Source organism: Hydrogenophaga sp. PML113, from assembly GCF_001777155.1.
GTDB lineage: Bacteria > Pseudomonadota > Gammaproteobacteria > Burkholderiales > Burkholderiaceae_C > Hydrogenophaga > Hydrogenophaga borbori.
In genome coordinates, this window is sequence record NZ_MIYM01000001.1 from 65,870 (window position 1) to 83,757 (window position 17,888).

The window sequence follows — 17,888 nt, forward strand, 5'->3', positions numbered from 1 at the left end:
CCAGGAGACCGCCATGTTGCTCAAGACCACGATCGCCGTTTCCCTGCTGGCCCTGGCCGGCCTGGCCCACGCGCAGATGACGCCCGCGGGCCTGTGGAAGACCATCGACGACGACACCAAGAAGGAGAAGTCGCTGGTGCGCATCACCGAGAACAATGGCGTCTTCAGCGGCCGCATCGAGAAGTTGCTCGACCCGGCCAGCGACCCCAAGGGCGTGTGCGACAAGTGCACCGACGACCGCAAGGACAAACCCATCGTGGGCCTGGAGATCCTGCGCGGCATCAAGGCCGGCGAGAGCGACAAGACCGTGTTCGAGGGCGGCAGCATCGTCGACCCGAACAACGGCAAGAGCTACCGCGCGCGCCTCAAGCCCGTCAATGGCGGCGCGCAACTTGAGATGCGCGGCTACATCGGCCCCTTCTTCCGAACCCAGGTCTGGCAAAGAATGGAATGACACCCCTGCCGCGCTTCGCGCGACCCCCTCAAGGGGGCGACACCAGAGGTCCGGCACAGCCGGTTCCTCGGTGTCCCTCGACCACTCCCCCTCGTGCGAGGCGCAACAGCTAGCCCGCCAAGGAAAGTACTCTCAATGAACCGATTCAACGTCAGAAAAGTCGCCGTGCTCGGCGCGGGCGTGATGGGCGCGCAGATCGCCGCCCATCTCGTCAACGCCAAGGTGCCTGTCGTGCTCTTCGATCTTCCCGCGAAGGAAGGCCCGAAGAACGGCATCGTCACCCGGGCGATCGAGAACCTGAAGAAGCTCAAGCCCTCGCCCCTCGGCGTGGCCGCCGACGCCGACCTCATCGTCGCGGCCAACTACGAGGATCACATGCCCCTGCTGGGCGAGTGCGACCTGGTCATCGAGGCCATAGCCGAGCGCATGGACTGGAAGCGCGACCTGTACCAGAAGATCGCGCCGCACGTCGCCCCGCACGCCATCGTGGCGTCCAACACCTCGGGCCTGTCGATCACGGCGCTGAGCGAGGCGCTGCCCGAGGCCATCCAGCCGCGCTTCTGCGGCATCCACTTCTTCAACCCGCCGCGCTACATGGTGCTGGTGGAGCTGATCGCCACGCCGGCGACGCAGCCGCTGATCCTGGACCAGCTCGAAACCTTCGTGACCAGCGGCCTGGGCAAGGGCGTGGTGCGCGCCAAGGACACGCCCAACTTCATCGCCAACCGCATCGGCATTGCCGGCATGCTGGCCACGATGAAGGAGGTGGAAAACCACGGCCTGACGTTCGACGTCGTGGACGACCTCACCGGCAAGCGCCTGGGCCGCGCCAGCAGCGGCACCTTCCGCACCGCCGACGTGGTGGGCCTGGACACCATGGCCCACGTCATCAAGACCCTGCAGGACAACCTGAGCGCCGAGAGCGACCCGTTCTACGGCAGCTTCGGCACGCCGCCCGTGCTCAAGGCCCTGCTCGACAAGGGCCACCTCGGCCAGAAGACCAAGGCCGGCTTCTTCAGGAAGGTGGGCCGCGACATCCAGCGCTTCGACCTGGCGAGCGGCGACTACGTGCCCTCGGGCGAGAAGGCCGACGAGGTCTATGGCCGCATGCTCAAGAAGCCCGCGGCCGAGCGCCTGCGCCTGCTGAAGGACAGCACAGGTCCTCAGGGCCGGTTCCTCTGGGCCATCCTGCGCAACGGTTTCCACTACGCGGCCGTGCACCTGGCGAACATCGCCGACACCGCGCGCGACGTGGACCTGGCCATGCGCTGGGGCTTCGGCATGAAGCAGGGTCCCTTCGAGCTGTGGCAGGAAGCCGGCTGGCTGGAGGTGGCGAAGATGGTCCAGGAGGACATCGACGCCGGCAAAGCGCTGTCGACGGCGCCGCTGCCCGACTGGGTGTTCAAGGGCCCGGTGGCCGAGGCCGGCGGCGTGCACACCGCCCAGGGTTCGTGGAACCCCACCAAGGGCGTGTTCGAGGCGCGCCGTGAACTGCCGGTCTACCAGCGTCAGCCTTTCCCCGAGCTGCTGCTCGGCGAGGCGGGCCCGCGTTTCGCCAATGCCGGCACCACCGTCGAGGAAACCGACGCGGTGCGGCTCTGGACGCTCGACAACGAGGTCCTGATCGCCAGCATCAAGACCAAGATGCACGCGATCAGCCCCGAGGTTTGCGAGGGCCTGATGCAGGCGGTGGAACTCGCCGAGGCGCAGTACCAGGGCCTGGTGGTGTGGTCGGGCGACGAGCCCTTCAGCGTGGGCGCCGACCTGCAGGCCATGCTGCCGGCCTTCCTGGCCGTGGGCGTGGCCGCCATCGAGGACGCCGAGGGCTTCATGCAGCAGACCATGCTGCGCCTGCGCTACGCCAGCGTGCCCGTGGTCTCGGCCATCCGTGGCATGGCGCTGGGCGGTGGCTGCGAGCTGGCCGTCTACAGCGGCCGGCGCGTCGCGCACATGGAGAGCTACATCGGCTTGGTGGAGGTGGGCGTGGGCCTGATCCCGGGCGCGGGCGGCCTCACCTACGTGGCGCGCCGCGCGGCCGAGAACGCGGCCAGCTCCACCGGCAAGGACCTGCTGCCGTTCCTCACCGAGGGCTTCACGGCGGCCGCCATGGCCAAGGTCGGCACCAGCGCGATCGAGTCGCGCGCCATCGGCTACCTGCTCGAGTCCGATCTGATCGTGCCGCACAAGGACGAGCTGCTGTTCGTCGCGCTCAACGAAGCGAAGGCGATGTTCCGCGCCGGCTACCGCGCGCCGCACAAGCGCCTGTTCCCCGTGGCCGGACGCGACGGCAAGGCCACCATCCTGGGCCAGCTCGTGAACATGCGCGACGGCGGCTTCATCAGCCAGCACGACTTCCACATCGCCAGCCTGATCGCGAACGTGGTTACCGGCGGCGACGTGGACCCTGGCACCCTGGTCAGCGAGGAGTACCTTATGACGCTGGAGCGCCAGGCTTTCTGCGCGCTCATCACGCACCCCAAGACGCAGGAACGCATCCTCGGGATGCTCAACACCGGCAAGCCGGTGAGGAACTGATGAACACCCCCGCGCCGGGCTTTGCCCGTCACCCCCTCGAGGGGGCAACACCAGCGGCCCGGCAAAGCCGGTTCCGCGGTGTTTCTGGACCAATACCTCTGGAGTTCCTCCAATGAAGCAAATCCAAGACGCCTACATCGTCGCCGCCACGCGCACGCCCATCGGGCGTTCGCACAAGGGCGCGTTCAAGCACCTGCGGCCCGACGACCTGCTGGCCCTGGCGCTGCGCTCGGCGCTGGCGCAGGCGCCGGGGCTGGACCCCAAGGCCATCGAAGACGTGATCTGCGGCTGCGCCATTCCCGAGGCGCAGCAGGGCCTGAACGTGGCGCGCATCGGCGCCATCCTCGCCGGCTTGCCCAACAGCGTGGGCGGCATCACGGTCAACCGCTTCTGCGCCTCGGGCCTATCGGCCGTGGCCATGGCGGCCGACCGCATCCGCGTGGGCGAGGCCGACGTGATGGTCGCCGCCGGTACCGAAAGCATGAGCATGGTGCCCATGATGGGCAATTCGCCCAGCCTGTCGCCCGCCATCTTCGCCAACACCCAGGACGTGGAGCAGTACGGCATTGCCTACGGCATGGGCCTCACGGCCGAGAAGGTGGCGCAGCAGTGGAAGGTCTCGCGCGAGGCGCAGGACGCGTTCGCTCTGCAGTCGCACCAGCGCGCGCTCATCGCCATGAAAAACGGTGAATTCGCCAACGAGATCACGCCGGTGGAGGTGACCGAGCGCGCGGTGAACCTGGACACGGCCGAGGTGAACAAGCGCACGCGCACGGTGAACCTGGACGAAGGCGCGCGCCCCGACACCAGCCTGGAAGGCCTGGCCAAGCTGCGCACCGTGTTCGCGGCGCGTGGCTCGGTCACGGCGGGCAACAGCTCGCAGACCAGCGACGGCGCGGGCGCGCTGATCCTGGCCAGCGAGGCCGCGGTCAAGCGCTTCGGCCTCACGCCGCTGGCGCGCTTCGTGAGCTACGCCAGCCGCGGCGTGCCGCCGCACATCATGGGCATTGGCCCGGTGGAGGCGATTCCCGCCGCGCTGCGCTACGCCGGCCTGAAGCAGGACGACATGGACTGGATCGAGCTCAACGAGGCCTTCGCGGCCCAGTCGCTGGCGGTCATCAACACCCTGGGCCTGGACCCGGCCAAGGTCAATCCCATGGGCGGCGCGATCGCCCTGGGCCACCCGCTGGGCGCCACCGGCGCCATCCGCTCGGCCACCGTGGTGCACGCACTTCAGCGCCACCAGAAGCGGTACGGCATGGTCACCATGTGCGTGGGCATGGGGCAGGGCGCGGCGGGGATTTTCGAGCGGGTGTAAGGACCGCTGCCGCCATGACAAAGGCGCCCCTCGGGGCGCCTTTGCTTTTGGGGGGCTGCGCCGCGCCGGTGGGGCTGGCACGCCGGGCCGGCGCGTCGGCGGCCCGGCCATATGGATGGTTGGGGGAACGTCGCCGGGCGGCTGTCCACTGAGGCTGCGGGCGTTTCAGCCGGCCGCCATCCCTTTCCCCAGGAGACCCACTTGCACTTCAACAGACTCACCGCCTGGATCGCGCTCGCGTTGGTGCTCGGCGTGGCGACCGGCTACGTGTGCCATGCCATGGCCCCGAACGCGGCCGCCGCCAAGGAGTGGGGCGACCACTTCAGCGTGGTGGCGGGCATCTTCCTGCACCTGGTCAAGATGATCATCGCGCCCCTGGTGTTCGCCACCCTGGTCGCGGGCATCGCGGGCATGGACGACGAGAGCCGCGTGGGCCGCATGGGCGCTCGCGCCATGGCCTGGTTCATCGGGGCGTCCTTCGTGTCGCTGCTGCTGGGCCTGTTGTGGGCCAACGCCCTGCAGCCGGGCGCGGGCCTGCGCCTGCCGCTGCCCGACGCCCAGGCCACCACCCACCTGAAGACCAGCTCGCTGAACGTCAAGGACTTCCTCCTCAACGTGTTCCCGACGAGCATCGTGAGCGCGATGGCCACCAACTCGGTACTGCAGATCGTGGTGTTCTCGCTCTTCTTCGGCTTCGGGCTGCGGGCGGTCAAGTCCCATGTGGACCCCGCGCTCGTCTCGGCCATCGACGCCTTGGTGCTCGTGATGATCAAGGTCACCGACTTCGTCATGCTGTTCGCCCCGGCGGGCGTCTTCGCCGCGGTCGCCGCCGCCATCGCGGTGCAGGGGCTGGACGTGCTGGGGTCCTATGCCAGGTTCATCCTCAGTTTCTTCGTCGCGCTGGGCTCCCTGTGGCTGGTGCTGATCGCCGCCGGCTACCTGGTGTTGCGGGGGCGCGTGTTCCATCTCTTGAAGCTGCTGAAGGAGCCCGCCCTCATTGGTTTCTCCACGGCCAGCAGCGAGGCCGCCTACCCCAAGACCCTGGAGCAGTTGCAGAGGTTCGGCGTGCGCCGCGAGGTGAGTGGCTTCGTATTGCCCTTGGGCTACGCCTTCAACCTCGACGGCTCAATGATGTACCTGACGTTCGCGGTGCTCTTCGTGGCCCAGGTCTACGGCATCCAGATGCCCCTCGCCACCCAGCTGACGCTGCTGCTGTTCCTGATGCTGAGCAGCAAAGGCATGGCTGGCGTGTCCCGGGCCTCGCTGGTCGTCATCGCCGCCACGCTGCCGATGTTCGGCGTGCCCGAGGCCGGTCTGCTGCTGATCTTGGGCGTGGACGTGCTGCTGGACATGGGGCGCACCGGCACCAACGTGATCGGCAACAGCATCGCGACGGCGGTGATCGCCCAGTGGGAAGGCAAGCTCGACGGTCCCCAGGCCATCGCGCGCGACTGGCCCGTGGCCGATCGGCCGGTGGCGGTGCCGGTCAAGGCGCCAGGCACGGTCTGAGCCGTCACCCCCGCCCCACCCGAAGGCCCACCCACGCGCCGCCTGAGGGCGGCTGCTTTACAGCGGTTTCTTGATCAGGTTCGCGATCTCGCCCACCACGCCGCGGCGGAAGGCCAGCACGCAGATCACGAAGATCACGCCCTGCACCACCGTCACCCAGGCGCCGAGCTGGGCCAGGTAGTTCTGCATCGAGACGATGATGGCCGCGCCCACCACCGGGCCGAACAGCGTGCCCATGCCGCCGAGCAGCGTCATCAGCACCACCTCGCCCGACATGCTCCAGTGCACGTCGGTGAGCGAGGCGAGCTGGAACACGATGGCCTTGGTGGCACCGGCCGCGCCGGCCAGGCCGGCCGAGAGCACGAAGGCCAGGTGCTTGTAGCGGTCGGTGTCGTAGCCCAGCGAGGTGGCGCGCGCCTCGTTCTCGCGGATGGCCTGCAGCACCTGGCCGAAGGGCGAGTGCACCACACGCCAGATCAGCAGGAAGCCGGCGAAAAAGATCACGAACACCACGGCGTACATGGCCATGGGCTGGCTCAGGTCGACCAGGCCGAAGAGCTGGCCGCGCGGCACCGCCTGGATGCCGTCTTCACCGCCGGTGAACCGGGCCTGCAGGCTGAAGAAGAACACCATCTGCGCCAGCGCGAGGGTGATCATGGCGAAGTAGATGCCCTGGCGGCGGATGGCCAGTGCGCCCACCACCACGCCCAGCAGCACCGCGCAGCAGGTGCCGAAGAGGATGGCCAGCTCGGGCGTGAAGCCCCAGACCTTGGCGGCGTGCGCCGAGGCATAGCCCGCCCCACCGAGGAACATGGCGTGGCCGAAGGACAGCAGGCCGCTGAAGCCGATGAGCAAGTTGAAGGCGCAGGCGAAGAGCGCGAAGCACATCACCTTCATCAGGAACACGGGGTACACGACCACCGGCGCGATCAGGAAGAACGCGGCCATGATGGCGAAGGCGATGACCAGGGACGAGGTGCCGGCAGGGGCCTTGTGGGCGCTGCCCGCGTGGGCGATGGTGGTGGTCGAGGTGCTCATCAGGAATTTCCGTCGATGGCCCATCGCGCGGCACGCGGGGCTGTGCGGCCAGGGGTGCCAGGGAACCGGCTGTGCCGGGCCGTAGGCGCCGGCCCCTTGAGGGGGTCGCGCGAAGCGCGGCGGGGGTGTTTCATTTCTGGGTTCCGAACAGCCCCGCGGGCCTGATCAGCAGCACGATGGCCATGATGACGAAGATCACCGTGCTGGAGGCCTCGGGGTAGAAGACCTTGGTGAGGCCTTCGATGATGCCCAGGCCGAAGCCCGTGAGGATGGCGCCCATGATGGAGCCCATGCCGCCGATCACCACCACCGCGAACACCACGATGATCAGGTCCGAGCCCATCTGCGGGCTCACCTGGTAGATGGGGGCGGCCATGACGCCGGCCAGTGCGGCCAGGCCCACGCCGAAGCCATAGGTGAGCGTGATCATGCGCGGCACGTTCACGCCAAAGCCCTGCACCAGCGTGGGATTCTCTGTGGCCGCACGCAGGTAGGCGCCGAGCTTGGTGCGCTCGATGACGAACCAGGTGCTCAGGCAGACAACCAGCGAGGCGGCCACGACCCAGCCGCGGTAGTTGGGCAGAAACATGAAGCCCAGGTTCTGCGCGCCCATGAGCTGCGGCGGGATCGCGTAGGGCTGCCCCGAGGAGCCGTACTCGTGGCGGAACAGGCCCTGGATGATGAGCGCGATGCCGAAGGTCAGCAGCAGGCCGTAGAGGTGGTCGAGCTGGTAGAGCCGCTTGAGCATGAAGCGCTCGATCAGCACCCCGGTGGCCCCGACCACGACGGGCGCGATCAGCAGCGACCACCAGTAGCCGATGCCCAGCTTGTTGAGCAGCAGCCAGGCCACGAAGGCGCCCATCATGTACTGGGCGCCGTGCGTGAAGTTGATGATGTTGAGCAGACCGAAGATCACGGCCAGCCCCAGCGACAGCAGGGCATAGAACGAGCCGTTGATCAGCCCGATCAGCAATTGCCCGAACAGGGCCGCGGTGGGGACGCCGAAGATCTCGGTCATGCTCAGAACGCTCCGGTGCTTACTTCACGAGCGGGCACTCGCCGTCCTTGAGGGGACGGAAGGCCTGGTCGGCGGGGATGGTGGCGCGGACCTTGTAGTAGTCGTAAGGGCCTTTCGACTCCGAGGGCTTCTTGACCTCGAACAGGTAGGCCGGGTGGATCTTGCGGCCGTCGGCGCGGATCGTGCCCTTGCCGAACAGCGGATCGTCGGTCGGCATGTCCTTCATCTTGGCCACCACCTTGGTGCCGTCGTCGGTCTTGCCGGCCTCCACCGCCTTCAGGTAGTGCAGCACCGAGGCGTATACGCCCGCGTGGTCGGAGCTGGGGTACTTGCCGCCGTTGCGCTCGGCGAAGCGCTTGCTCCAGGCGCGGGTCTGGTCGTTCAGGTCCCAGTAGAAGGTCTCGGTGAAGATCAGGCCCTGCGCGGTGGCCAGGCCCAGGCCGTGCACGTCGGGCAGGAACACCAGCAGACCGGCCAGGTTCTGGCCACCCTTGGTGATGCCGAACTCGGCCGCCTGCTTGATGCTGTTGATGGTGTCGCCGCCGGCGTTGGCCAGGCCGATGATCTTGGCCTTGGAGGCCTGGGCCTGCAGCAGGAAGGAGCTGAAGTCGCTGCCCGGGAAGGGCGTGCGCACCTTGCCCAGCACCTTGCCGCCGTTCTTCAGCACCACGGCCTCGGTGTCGCGTTCCAGCGCGTGGCCGAAGGCGTAGTCGGCGGTCAGGAAGAACCAGGTGTCGCCGCCGGTTTTCACGATCGCCCCGCCGGTGCCGTTGGCCAGCATCCAGGTGTCGTACAGCCAGTGCACGGTGTTGGGGCTGCACTGCTTGCCGGTCAGGTCGGAGGTCGCCGCGCCGGTGTTGATGAAGGCCTTGCCCTTTTCCTTGGTGATCTGATTGATGGCCAGCGCCACCGACGAGGTGGGCACGTCGAAGATGGCGTCCACCTTGTCCACGTCGTACCAGGTGCGGGCCACGGTCGAGCCCACGTCGGGCTTGTTCTGGTGGTCGGCCGAGACGACCTCGACCTTCATGCCCTTCTTCTCGGGCGCGAAGTCCTCGACCGCCATGCGCGCGGCGAGCACCGAGCCCGGTCCGCCGATGTCGGCGTACAGGCCCGACATGTCGTTCATCACGCCGATCTTGATCACGCCATCGGAGATCTGCGCCTGCGCAACCCCCGCCGTCAGCATGGCCGCCGCCGCGGTGGCCAGCAATTTCTTCGTCGTCTTCATGTCGTCGTCTCCTTCATCGGTGTGTGAACGTGGAAAGACCCAAACCCGGCGACCAGGGTCAGACGCCGAGGTACTCGTGCAACATGCCCATCTTCGCGTCGAGATCGGCGGCGCCGAAGCCCTCCACGATGCGGCCATGTTCCATGACGTAGAAGCGGTCGGCCAGCGGCGCCGCGAAACGGAAGTTCTGCTCGACCATCACGATGGTGAAGCCGCGCTCGCGCAGCGTGCGGATGGTGCGCGCCAGCGTCTGAACGATGACCGGCGCCAGGCCTTCGGAAATTTCGTCGAGCAGCAGCAGCTTGGCACCCGTGCGCAGGATGCGCGCCACCGCGAGCATCTGCTGTTCGCCGCCCGACAGGCGCGTTCCCGGGCTGTGGCGGCGCTCCTTGAGGTTGGGGAACAGCTCGTAGAGTTCGTCGAGTGGCATGCCGCCGTCGGCCACCACGGGCGGCAGCAGCAGGTTCTCCTCGCAGCTCAGGCTGGCGAAGATGCCGCGTTCCTCGGGGCAGTAGCCCAGGCCCAGGCGCGCCACCTGGTGCGTCGCCATGTTCACGGTCTCCTGCCCGAAGAGCCGGATCGAGCCCGCGCGCTTGCCCACCATGCCCATGATGGCCTTGAGCGTGGTGGTGCGGCCCGCGCCGTTGCGGCCGAGCAAGGTCACGACCTCGCCGCGGTTCACTTGCAGGTCGACGCCGTGCAGGATGTGCGACTCGCCATACCAGGCGTTCACGCCGCTGAGGCGGAGCAGTTCTTCAGCGGCCATCAATGCGCCCCTTGCAGCTGCGCGTCGGCGCTGCCCATGTAGGCCTCCAGCACCTGCGGGTTGGCCGATACGGTGGCGTAGTCGCCCTCGGCGATCACCTGGCCGCGCTGCAGCACGCTGATGGTGTCGGCGATGCTCGACACCACGTTCATGTTGTGCTCCACCATCAGCACCGTGCGGTTGGCCGACACCTTCTTGATGAGCTGCGTCACGCGCTCCACGTCTTCGTGGCCCATGCCCTGCGTGGGCTCGTCGAGCAGCATCAGCTCGGGCTCGGTGGCCAGCGTGGTGGCGATCTCCAGCGCGCGCTTGCGGCCATAGGACAGCTCCACCGTGACCCAGTCGGCGAACTCGGACAGGCCCACGGTGTCGAGCAGCGCCATCGCGCGCTCGTCCAGCCGGTCGAGCACCTTCTTGCTTTTCCAGAAGTGGAAGGACTGGCCGGTGGCGCGCTGCAGGCCGATGCGCACGTTCTCGCGCACGCTCAGGTGCGGGAAGGTGGCCGAAATCTGGAACGAGCGCACCATGCCCCGGCGCGCCACCTGGGCGGGCTTTTGCGGCGTGATGTCCTCGCCGTTGTAGAGGATTTGCCCGCGCGTGGGGATGAGGAACTTGGTGAGCAGGTTGAAGACCGTGGTCTTGCCCGCGCCGTTGGGCCCGATGAGCGCGTGGATGTGGCCGCGCCGCACGCGCAGGTTGACGTCGTTCACGGCGACGAAGCCCTTGAACTCCTTGACCAGTCCGCGCGCTTCGAGAATGCAGTCGTTGGGGGTGTTCGGTGCCATGTAGGAGGGGCATTGTGAGCACGCGACCCATATCAAGAATGAGGGGAAACCCCACGCGGCGCGGCGGCGCTGCTATGGATTTCGGCGGAACGCCCGCCGCCCGTCATGCGCTTGTCGCGCAGGCAACAGCCGGACTGTCGGTCGGCGGACAGTCGGGGGGTGGGTGCACGCCGCTGGTGCACACTGCCCCGGATGAATCCGCACCTTTTTGACCGGGCCATTGCCCTCGACGCCATGGCCGATGGCCGTTACAGCGGCCGCACCGATCCGGCCTGGGCCAACATGGTCGGCCCCTTCGGTGGCATCACGGCGGCCACCGCGCTCAACGCCCTCCTTCTGCACCCCGATCGCCTGGGCGAGCCGGTGGCGCTCACCGTCAACTTCTGCGCCGCGCTGAACGACGGCGCTTTCGAGGTGGAGGCGCAGACGGTGCGCACCAACCGCTCCACGCAGCACTGGGCGGTGAGCATCGAGCAGGGCGGCGAGACCGTGCTGAGCGCCACCGCGCTCACCGCGGTGCGGCGCGACACCTGGGGCGCGCAGGAAGAGCCCCTGCCGCCGGTGCTGTCGCCAGCGGCGCTGGGCAAGCCCTCGATGATGGCGCCGGTGGAATGGGTCAAGCGCTACGACCTGCGCTTTCCCGAAGGCGCCATGCCGCGCGTGTGGGACGGCACGGGCGAGTCCAGCCGCACCACGGTGTGGATGCGCGACGAGCCGCCGCGCCCGCTGGACTTCCCAGCCCTCGCGGCGCTGTGCGACGTCTTCTACCCGCGCGTGTGGCTGCGCCGCGCCACGCGCGTGCCGGCGGGCACGGTGTCGATGACGGTGTACTTCCACGCCGGGGCCGCCGAGCTGGCGGCGGTGGGCGAGGGCTGGCTGCTGGGCCAGGCGCAGGCCAGCGCCTTTCGCAACGGCTACTTCGATCAGCGCGCGCAGGTGTGGAGCCAGGCGGGGGCGCTGCTGGCCACCACCCACCAGGTGGTGTACTTCAAGGAGTGAGGCGCTTCGCCAGCGACCCGGGGCGTCGGGCGTTCAGGGCCGGCCGAGGAACAGGTACAGCCCCGTGAAGCCCTTGGGCGCGCTCACCACGCTCAGGTACAGGGGCCCGATCCCCGTGTCCGCCCCCACGAACAGGCTGCCGCCGGCGAGCAGGTGGCGAAAGGACACGTCGCGCCGGTCCAGCCAGGCGTTGCCCGCCTCGATGGAGCCGCCCGCGAACATCGCGCGCGCGATGCCGATGTCCCAGGGCAGGCGGCGGTAGTAGGTGAGGCGGCCGAAGGCCAGGTAGTTGCCAGCCACCTGTCCCGAGCGGAAGCCCGAGAGGTTCTGGAACCCGCCCAGCGAGTACTCGTCGATCGCCCCGATGGGGATGTTGTTGGCGTGCGCGAAGCGCAGGCCCAGGTTGAAGGTGTGCTCGCCGAAACTGCGCACGCCGGTGTACGAGCCCTCGAGCCGCGCGAAGCTGCTGCGCTCGCCGCCGCGCACGTGGCGCTTGCCCACCACCACCTCGCCGAAGGCCCGGTAGCCGCGCGACGGGAAGTTCGCATAGTCGAGCTGGTCGGCCATCACGGCCGCGCGCAGGCCGGCTTCGCGCCAGTGCACGTCCAGCACGTCGGGCTGCAGGTTGAGGCCCGGCTGCACCAGCTCCAGCGACGAACGCCGTGAACTGGCCACCACGCCCAGGCGCATGTCGCCCACCGAACCCTGGCGCCCGATCGGCCAGCCGATGTCCGCGCCCACGCGCAGCGACTCGCGCTGGATGCGCGCCAGCGGGCGGCTTTCCTCGCCGTAGAGGTCGACCTTGCGCACGCTCAGGTCGCCATAGGCCGATACGAAGGTGTTGGCCAGCGGGTCCAGGGGCTGGTAGATCTCGGAGTACAGGCCCAGGGTCTCACCCAGCTGCACGCGGTTGCGCCACTCGGTGCCGCTGGGCGTGAGCCAGTGGCGGTTGTGGCTGATGCGCAGGTTGAACGCGCCTTCGCCGCGGAAGTCGGTGCGCAGGTCCAGGCCCACGCGCAGGTAGTTCGGCCCCCAGCTGTTCTCGCGCAGGCCCACCACCAGGTCTTCGCCGCCGCTGTCGGTGTTGCGCACCAGGCGGTAGTCCACGCGCTCGTAGTCGCCGGTGGCGGCCAGGGCCTCCATGTCGTTCTCGATCAGCTGCACGTCGGCGCGCTGGCCTTTCAGGTGCTCCAGGCCCACGCCCAGGCGCTGGGCGCGCGTCTCGTCCACGCCCTCGAAGCGGATGCCCGAAATGGTGCCCACGCGCGTGGCGTTGAGCTCGGCCTGCGTGCGCCGTGCCCCGGTCCAGGCGGCGTACTCGCGCTCGCCGACCGAGAAGCGCTCCAGCGCCGCGTTCACGGTGCGCCCGTATGCATTGCCCAGGCGCACCAGTTCCTTGGCCTGGTCGAAGTCGGACGAGCTGAGCGTGCCCAGCGGCGGCGTGAGCAGCAGGTCGCGCGGGGTGAGCAGGGCGATGCTGGCCTTTACGTTCTGCTCGGTCAGGATGTTCACCATCTGCGTGGTGATGCCCACCAGCGAGCCCAGGGTTTCGCGCCCGGCCAGCGGCGTGCCGATGTTGACGGCGATGACCACGTCCGCGCCGAGCGCGCGCGCCACGTTCACCGGCAGGTTGTTCACCAGCCCGCCGTCGCCCAGGATACGGCCGTCCATGCCGAGTGGAGAGAACACGCCCGGCACCGACATGCTGCCGCGCAGCGCGGCAGCGAGGTCGCCGCGGTCCATCACCACCTCCTGGCCGGTCTCCATGTCGGTGGCCACGGCGCGGAAACGCGTGGGCAGGGCGTCGAAGCTGCTCAGGTGGCGCGTGGGCAGGGTGTAGCGGCGCAGCAGCATTTCCAGCGAGCGCGAGGACACCGCGCCCGTGGGCAGGCGGAACTCGCCGTCGCGAAAGCCCACCAGCAACACGGGCGAGAGCTCGAAGTCCTCTTCCTTGCGGCGCTGCGACAGCACCTGGCGCGGCTGGCGCGTATTGAAGAGGCCGCTCCATTCCACGGTCAGGATCTCGCGCTCGAGCTGTTCGCCGGTCATGCCGCTGGCGTACAGGCCGCCGATGATGGCGCCCATGGAGGTGCCGACGATCAGGTCCACCGGCACGCGCGCGGCCTCCAGCGCCTTGATCACGCCCACGTGCGCGAAGCCGCGCGCGCCGCCGCCCGAGAGCACCAGCGCCACGCGCGGCCGGGGCTGCGGGGGCAGGGGCTCGGCCGCGGGCGCGGACGTGGGCGGGGTCTGCGCGGCCAAGGGCAGTGCAAGGCACGCGGCAAGGCAGGTCAGCAGCAGGCGGGTCAACATGGCGGGCGGCACGGGCGGGGGAAACGCCGAAGTTTAGGTGGGCCACCCGGTGGCCTTCGTGTTAACTTGCCCGGCTGCTGTTTCCAACCCTTTCCCGCCAACGACCATGAGCGACATCCTCGTCCACACCGAAGCCGGCATCCGCACCATCACCTTCAACCGCGTCGACAAGAAGAACTCCTTCACTTCGGCCATGTACGGCGCCATGGCCGAGGCCCTGGCCTCGGCCGTGGACGACCCCGGCGTGCGCGTGGTGCTGCTGCAGGGTCACGAGACCGTGTTCTCCGCCGGCAACGACATCGGCGACTTCCTGAACAACCCGCCGGCCGGGCTGGACTCGCCGGTGTTCCGTTTCCTCCAGGGCATCGCCACCTTTCCCAAGCCGCTGTTGGCGGCGGTCTGCGGCCCGGCGGTGGGCGTGGGCACCACGCTGCTGTTCCATTGCGACCTGGTTTACGCGGGCGACAACGCCGCCTTCTCCATGCCCTTCGTCAACCTGGGCCTGTGCCCCGAGGCCGCCAGCAGCCTGCTGGTGCCGCAAATGCTGGGTTACCACCGCGCGGCCGAGGCCTTGCTGCTGGGCGAGCCCTTCATGGCCGAGGCCGCGCTGGAGGTGGGCCTGGTCAACCGCGTGCTACCGCCCACCGAAGCGAACGGCTACGCGCAGTCGGTGGCGAAGAAGCTCGCGGCCAAGCCGCTGAGCTCGCTGATCGAGACCAAGCGGCTCATGAAGAAGGGCCAGGAAGAGCGCGTTCTGCGCACCATCGCCGAAGAGGGCGAGAGCTTCGGCCGCATGCTGCGCGAGCCGGCGGCGAAGGAGGCCTTCGGGGCGTTCATGGAGCGCCGCAAGCCGGATTTTTCCGCGCTCTGAACCGAGCGCCCCGCCGGTGGCGGGCCCTTGGCGGCGGACGTCAATCGGCCAGGGGCGATGGCGCACGGGTGCTCATGGGCGTCGCCGTGGGGGGGCAGCACGCGAGCCGCACCTGGAAGCAATTGCCGGCTTGGCCACCGGGCCGTGCCGGCAGCAGCTTCAGCGAGCCGCCCAGCCGCTGCATGATCTGCCAGCTGATGGCCAGGCCCAGCCCGGCGCCCTGGGTCGCCGAGCGCGTGTGCGCCCAGCCGCGCGAGAACTTGGAGAAGATGCGCTCGCGCTCGCTCGGGTGGATGCCCGGTCCGTTGTCCTCGATCAGCGCGACGTACATGCCCTCGCGCACCGCGCTGCTGACAAGAACCCGCGGCGCATCGCTGGTGTTGTGCTGGATGGCATTGGCGATCAGATTGATGAATACCTGGGTCAGGTAATCGACGTCGGCCATCACCCGAACGCCGTCCAGGCGCGCCAGGCGCCGCGGCCGCACGCCGCTGGCGCTGCCCAGGCCCTCGCACAGGCTGAGCGCATTGTCCAGCGCGACCTCGGGGTCCACCGGCGTCAGCATCCAGGAAGCGGCGCCGTCTTCCAGCACGTTGAGATCGAGGATGCCGTCGAGCAGGCGTGTCATGCGCAGGCTCTGCTCGTGGATGATGCCCAGGAAGCGCTGCACCTGGGCGCGCTCCAGGTCGCCGCTGTCGAGCAGGATCTCGGCGAACGAGCGGATCGAGGTCATGGGCGTGCGCACTTCGTGGCTGACGTGGCTGAGGAAGTCGTCCTTCTGGCGGTCCAGCTGCGTCAGCCGTTCGTTGGCCAGGCGCAGTTCCGCGGCCGCCTCGGCGAGCTGGCGCGACTGGTTCTCCAGTTGCAGGTTGTAGGCGCGGATGCGCTCGGTCTCGTCGGCGATGCGCAGCAGCGCCGACAGGCTGATGGTCTCGCCGGTCACCACCTGAGAGATCATGGCGCGCGCCGAAGCGGCGCCCACGCTGCCGGCGAGCTTGCGTTCCAGCTCGGCGATCAGCGTTTCGTCGGCGATCGGCTCGTTGGCTCCCGCGTCGCTGCCCGCGCCGCCTTCCAGCAGCTGGCGCGCCTCGTCCACCCCCATCAGGCGCTGGGCCAGGATGTTCAGATCGGAGGTGGTGGCCGAGCGACTGACGAAGCGCGAGGTGTCGCCCAGCGGGTCGCGGAACACGTCGATGAACAGGGCGCTTTGCAGCCGCTCCAGCGGCTTGGGATCGCGCAGCAGCGACACGCCGACGAACAGCAGCACGTTCAACGTGAAGCTCCAGAACACCGAATGGACCAGCGGGTCCAGTCCATCGAGGCCGAACAGCGCATAGGGGCGCAGCCAGTGCAGGCCGAAGGGCCCGTCGGCCATGGTGGCCGCCGACAGCAGCCAGTCGCCTTTGAAGCTGGGCAGCAGCAGGGTATAGGCCCACACAGCGGCGCCAGCGCAGAGCCCTGCGGCCGCGCCGCGCCCGGTGGCCTGGCGCCAGAACAAGCCGCCGAGCAGGGCGGGCAGGAGCTGAACGATGCCGGCGAAAGAGGTCAGTCCGATGGATGCGATGGGGTTGAAGCGCGCGTTCAGCCTGAGGTAGAGAAAGCCCAGCAGCAGGATCAGGCAGATGCTGATGCGTCGGCTGCGCAGCAGCAGGCGGCGCATGTCGCCGCTGGCGGCCAGCGACAGCCGCGGCAGCCGAAGCGCCACCGGAAGGATCAGGTGGTTCGACACCATCGTCGACAGCGCGATCGCGGCGACGATGACCATCGAGGTCGCCGCCGAGAAGCCGCCCAGGAACGCCAACAGCGCGATCTCGGGGCGCTGGGCCCACAGGGGCAGCGTGAGCATGAACATGTCCGGATTGGCGCCGGCCGGCAGCCATGTCAGCCCGGCGATCGCGATCGGCAGCACGAACAGGGTGATCAGGAACAGGTACAGCGGGAACAACCACGAGGCGGTGCGCAGGTGGCGCTCGTTGCCGATTTCCACCACCGTGACCTGGAACTGGCGCGGCAGGCACACCACCGCCGCGGCCGACAGGAAGACCACCGTGACCCAGCGTGGGCCGAGCACCTGCTCGCTGCGCAGCAGCTGCGCCGGCATGTGCGCGAAGATCTCGCCCGGACCGTCGGCGATGCCGAACACCACCAGCAGCCCGACCCCGAGCATCGCCACCAGCTTGACCATCGCTTCGAGCGCGATGGCCGCGACCACGCCGTGGTGGCGCTCGTCGACGTCGATGTTGCGCGTGCCAAACAGGATGGCGAACACCGCCATGCCGACGGCGACCCCGAGCGCCAGCGTCGAGTCGCCCCGCGGGCCAAACATGCCGCCATCGGCGTGCGCGCCGCTGATCACCTCGAAGCTGGCGACCACTGCCTTGAGCTGAAGTGCGATATAGGGCGTGGACGCCACCACGGCGATGACCGTCACTAGCGCCGCCAGCGCCGTGCTCTTGCCGTAGCGCGAGGACACCATGTCGGCGATGGACGTGATGCGGTGTACCCGGCCGATGCGAACCAGCTTGCGCAGCAGCAGCCACCAGCCGATAAACACCAGCATCGGGCCGATGTAGACCGCGGCGAACTCGATGCCGTCGCGCGTGGCCGATCCGACCATGCCGTAGTAGGTCCACGACGTGCAGTAGATCGAAATCGACAGCGTGTAGACGACCGGTGAGCTCAGCCACCCCAGGCGCCCCTGGCCGGCCCGCCAGTCACCGAAGAAAGCGACGGCGAACAGAAGCGCGACGTAGATGAGCGCCGCGGCGAGGACGACGTCGCCGGACAGCATCAGCCAGGCGGTGGCTCGGGCGGCCGGCGCTCGGAGGCGCTCAGGCGGCGCGCCAGCAGCGCGGCCAGGGCGATCAGCAGGCCCCACACACCGAACACGTAGAGGACCATGACCGGGATGCCGGCCAGCCGCGCGTCGGGCGGAAACAGCCCGATGAACGGAGGCATGAGCAGGAACAGGCCGGTGAACGGCAGCAGCACGGCCGCGTCTTTGAGGCGGGCCCGGGCGGCGAAGCGCGAATCCATGGCGGGGCCTGCGGT

General features: G+C 68.7%; 14 protein-coding genes. 6 read left to right on the forward strand and 8 right to left on the reverse strand.

Annotation, left to right across the window (positions count from 1 at the left end; genetic code table 11):
- The first annotated feature begins 13 nt into the window (after positions 1-13).
- The 4 genes from BHU06_RS00300 to BHU06_RS00315 all read left to right on the forward strand — a co-directional run bounded on the left by BHU06_RS00300 (position 14) and on the right by BHU06_RS00315 (position 5,816).
- On the forward strand, positions 14-454 hold the full coding sequence (locus tag BHU06_RS00300; protein ID WP_070397147.1) for a DUF2147 domain-containing protein: 441 nt from the start codon (positions 14-16) through the stop codon (positions 452-454).
- A gap of 135 nt (positions 455-589) precedes the next feature.
- On the forward strand, positions 590-2,989 hold the full coding sequence (locus BHU06_RS00305; protein ID WP_070397148.1) for a 3-hydroxyacyl-CoA dehydrogenase/enoyl-CoA hydratase family protein: 2,400 nt from the start codon (positions 590-592) through the stop codon (positions 2,987-2,989).
- 112 nt (positions 2,990-3,101) lie between these two features.
- Positions 3,102-4,307, forward strand: a complete 1,206-nt coding sequence (locus BHU06_RS00310; RefSeq protein WP_070397149.1) for an acetyl-CoA C-acyltransferase — start codon at positions 3,102-3,104, stop codon at positions 4,305-4,307.
- Between the two features lie 201 nt (positions 4,308-4,508).
- Complete coding sequence (locus tag BHU06_RS00315; protein WP_070397150.1) at positions 4,509-5,816, forward strand: dicarboxylate/amino acid:cation symporter; 1,308 nt, start codon at positions 4,509-4,511, stop codon at positions 5,814-5,816.
- A 57-nt stretch (positions 5,817-5,873) separates the two neighbouring features.
- On the opposite strand, the gene BHU06_RS00320 is transcribed toward BHU06_RS00315, so the two are convergent.
- From BHU06_RS00320 to BHU06_RS00340, 5 genes are all read right to left on the reverse strand, one after another.
- The gene (locus BHU06_RS00320; protein WP_204745096.1) at positions 5,874-6,764 is read right to left on the reverse strand and encodes a branched-chain amino acid ABC transporter permease; all 891 of its coding nucleotides are present in this window, start codon (positions 6,762-6,764) and stop codon (positions 5,874-5,876) included.
- A 220-nt stretch (positions 6,765-6,984) separates the two neighbouring features.
- Positions 6,985-7,872 carry a branched-chain amino acid ABC transporter permease gene (locus BHU06_RS00325; protein WP_070397151.1) on the reverse strand — a complete coding sequence of 296 codons (888 nt, stop codon included), beginning with the start codon at positions 7,870-7,872 and terminating at the stop codon, positions 6,985-6,987.
- A gap of 19 nt (positions 7,873-7,891) precedes the next feature.
- The gene (locus BHU06_RS00330) at positions 7,892-9,103 is read right to left on the reverse strand and encodes an ABC transporter substrate-binding protein (RefSeq protein ID WP_070397152.1); all 1,212 of its coding nucleotides are present in this window, start codon (positions 9,101-9,103) and stop codon (positions 7,892-7,894) included.
- 58 nt (positions 9,104-9,161) lie between these two features.
- Positions 9,162-9,869, reverse strand: coding sequence for an ABC transporter ATP-binding protein (locus BHU06_RS00335; RefSeq protein ID WP_070397153.1), 708 nt, complete (start codon positions 9,867-9,869; stop codon positions 9,162-9,164).
- Positions 9,869-10,654, reverse strand: a complete 786-nt coding sequence (locus BHU06_RS00340) for an ABC transporter ATP-binding protein (RefSeq protein ID WP_070397154.1) — start codon at positions 10,652-10,654, stop codon at positions 9,869-9,871. The genes BHU06_RS00335 and BHU06_RS00340 overlap by 1 nt, the downstream gene beginning before the upstream one ends.
- 192 nt (positions 10,655-10,846) lie before the next feature.
- On the opposite strand from BHU06_RS00340, the gene BHU06_RS00345 reads away from it, so the two are divergent.
- Positions 10,847-11,653 carry an acyl-CoA thioesterase II gene (locus tag BHU06_RS00345; protein ID WP_070397155.1) on the forward strand — a complete coding sequence of 269 codons (807 nt, stop codon included), beginning with the start codon at positions 10,847-10,849 and terminating at the stop codon, positions 11,651-11,653.
- Positions 11,654-11,686: 33 nt separating this feature from the next.
- On the opposite strand, the gene BHU06_RS00350 is transcribed toward BHU06_RS00345, so the two are convergent.
- Positions 11,687-13,966 carry a patatin-like phospholipase family protein gene (locus tag BHU06_RS00350; protein ID WP_070397156.1) on the reverse strand — a complete coding sequence of 760 codons (2,280 nt, stop codon included), beginning with the start codon at positions 13,964-13,966 and terminating at the stop codon, positions 11,687-11,689.
- Positions 13,967-14,072: 106 nt separating this feature from the next.
- Here BHU06_RS00350 and BHU06_RS00355 point away from each other — a divergent pair, with 106 nt between their 5' ends.
- Positions 14,073-14,837, forward strand: coding sequence for an enoyl-CoA hydratase (locus BHU06_RS00355; RefSeq protein ID WP_070397157.1), 765 nt, complete (start codon positions 14,073-14,075; stop codon positions 14,835-14,837).
- 40 nt (positions 14,838-14,877) lie between these two features.
- Here the strand turns inward: BHU06_RS00355 and BHU06_RS00360 are convergent, their stop codons facing one another.
- Entirely contained in the window at positions 14,878-17,628 is a 2,751-nt protein-coding gene (locus BHU06_RS00360) for a sensor histidine kinase (protein WP_070397158.1), read from the reverse strand.
- Positions 17,628-17,873, reverse strand: a complete 246-nt coding sequence (locus tag BHU06_RS00365) for a hypothetical protein (RefSeq protein ID WP_070397159.1) — start codon at positions 17,871-17,873, stop codon at positions 17,628-17,630. Before BHU06_RS00365 ends, BHU06_RS00360 begins: the two co-directional genes overlap by 1 nt.
- Between the last annotated feature and the right edge of the window lie 15 nt (positions 17,874-17,888).

What these genes read in the sequence shown, in the direction of transcription:
- BHU06_RS00300 (WP_070397147.1), top strand. Translation starts at nt 14, where the DNA reads ATGTTGCTCAAGACCACGATCGCCGTTTCCCTGCTGGCCCTGGCCGGC.
- BHU06_RS00305 (WP_070397148.1), top strand. Translation starts at nt 590, where the DNA reads ATGAACCGATTCAACGTCAGAAAAGTCGCCGTGCTCGGCGCGGGCGTG.
- BHU06_RS00310 (WP_070397149.1), top strand. Translation starts at nt 3,102, where the DNA reads ATGAAGCAAATCCAAGACGCCTACATCGTCGCCGCCACGCGCACGCCC.
- BHU06_RS00320 (WP_204745096.1), bottom strand. Translation starts at nt 6,764, where the DNA reads ATGGCCGCGTTCTTCCTGATCGCGCCGGTGGTCGTGTACCCCGTGTTC.
- BHU06_RS00325 (WP_070397151.1), bottom strand. Translation starts at nt 7,872, where the DNA reads ATGACCGAGATCTTCGGCGTCCCCACCGCGGCCCTGTTCGGGCAATTG.
- BHU06_RS00330 (WP_070397152.1), bottom strand. Translation starts at nt 9,103, where the DNA reads ATGAAGACGACGAAGAAATTGCTGGCCACCGCGGCGGCGGCCATGCTG.
- BHU06_RS00335 (WP_070397153.1), bottom strand. Translation starts at nt 9,869, where the DNA reads ATGGCCGCTGAAGAACTGCTCCGCCTCAGCGGCGTGAACGCCTGGTAT.
- BHU06_RS00340 (WP_070397154.1), bottom strand. Translation starts at nt 10,654, where the DNA reads ATGGCACCGAACACCCCCAACGACTGCATTCTCGAAGCGCGCGGACTG.
- BHU06_RS00345 (WP_070397155.1), top strand. Translation starts at nt 10,847, where the DNA reads ATGAATCCGCACCTTTTTGACCGGGCCATTGCCCTCGACGCCATGGCC.
- BHU06_RS00350 (WP_070397156.1), bottom strand. Translation starts at nt 13,966, where the DNA reads ATGTTGACCCGCCTGCTGCTGACCTGCCTTGCCGCGTGCCTTGCACTG.
- BHU06_RS00355 (WP_070397157.1), top strand. Translation starts at nt 14,073, where the DNA reads ATGAGCGACATCCTCGTCCACACCGAAGCCGGCATCCGCACCATCACC.
- BHU06_RS00360 (WP_070397158.1), bottom strand. Translation starts at nt 17,628, where the DNA reads ATGCTGTCCGGCGACGTCGTCCTCGCCGCGGCGCTCATCTACGTCGCG.
- BHU06_RS00365 (WP_070397159.1), bottom strand. Translation starts at nt 17,873, where the DNA reads ATGGATTCGCGCTTCGCCGCCCGGGCCCGCCTCAAAGACGCGGCCGTG.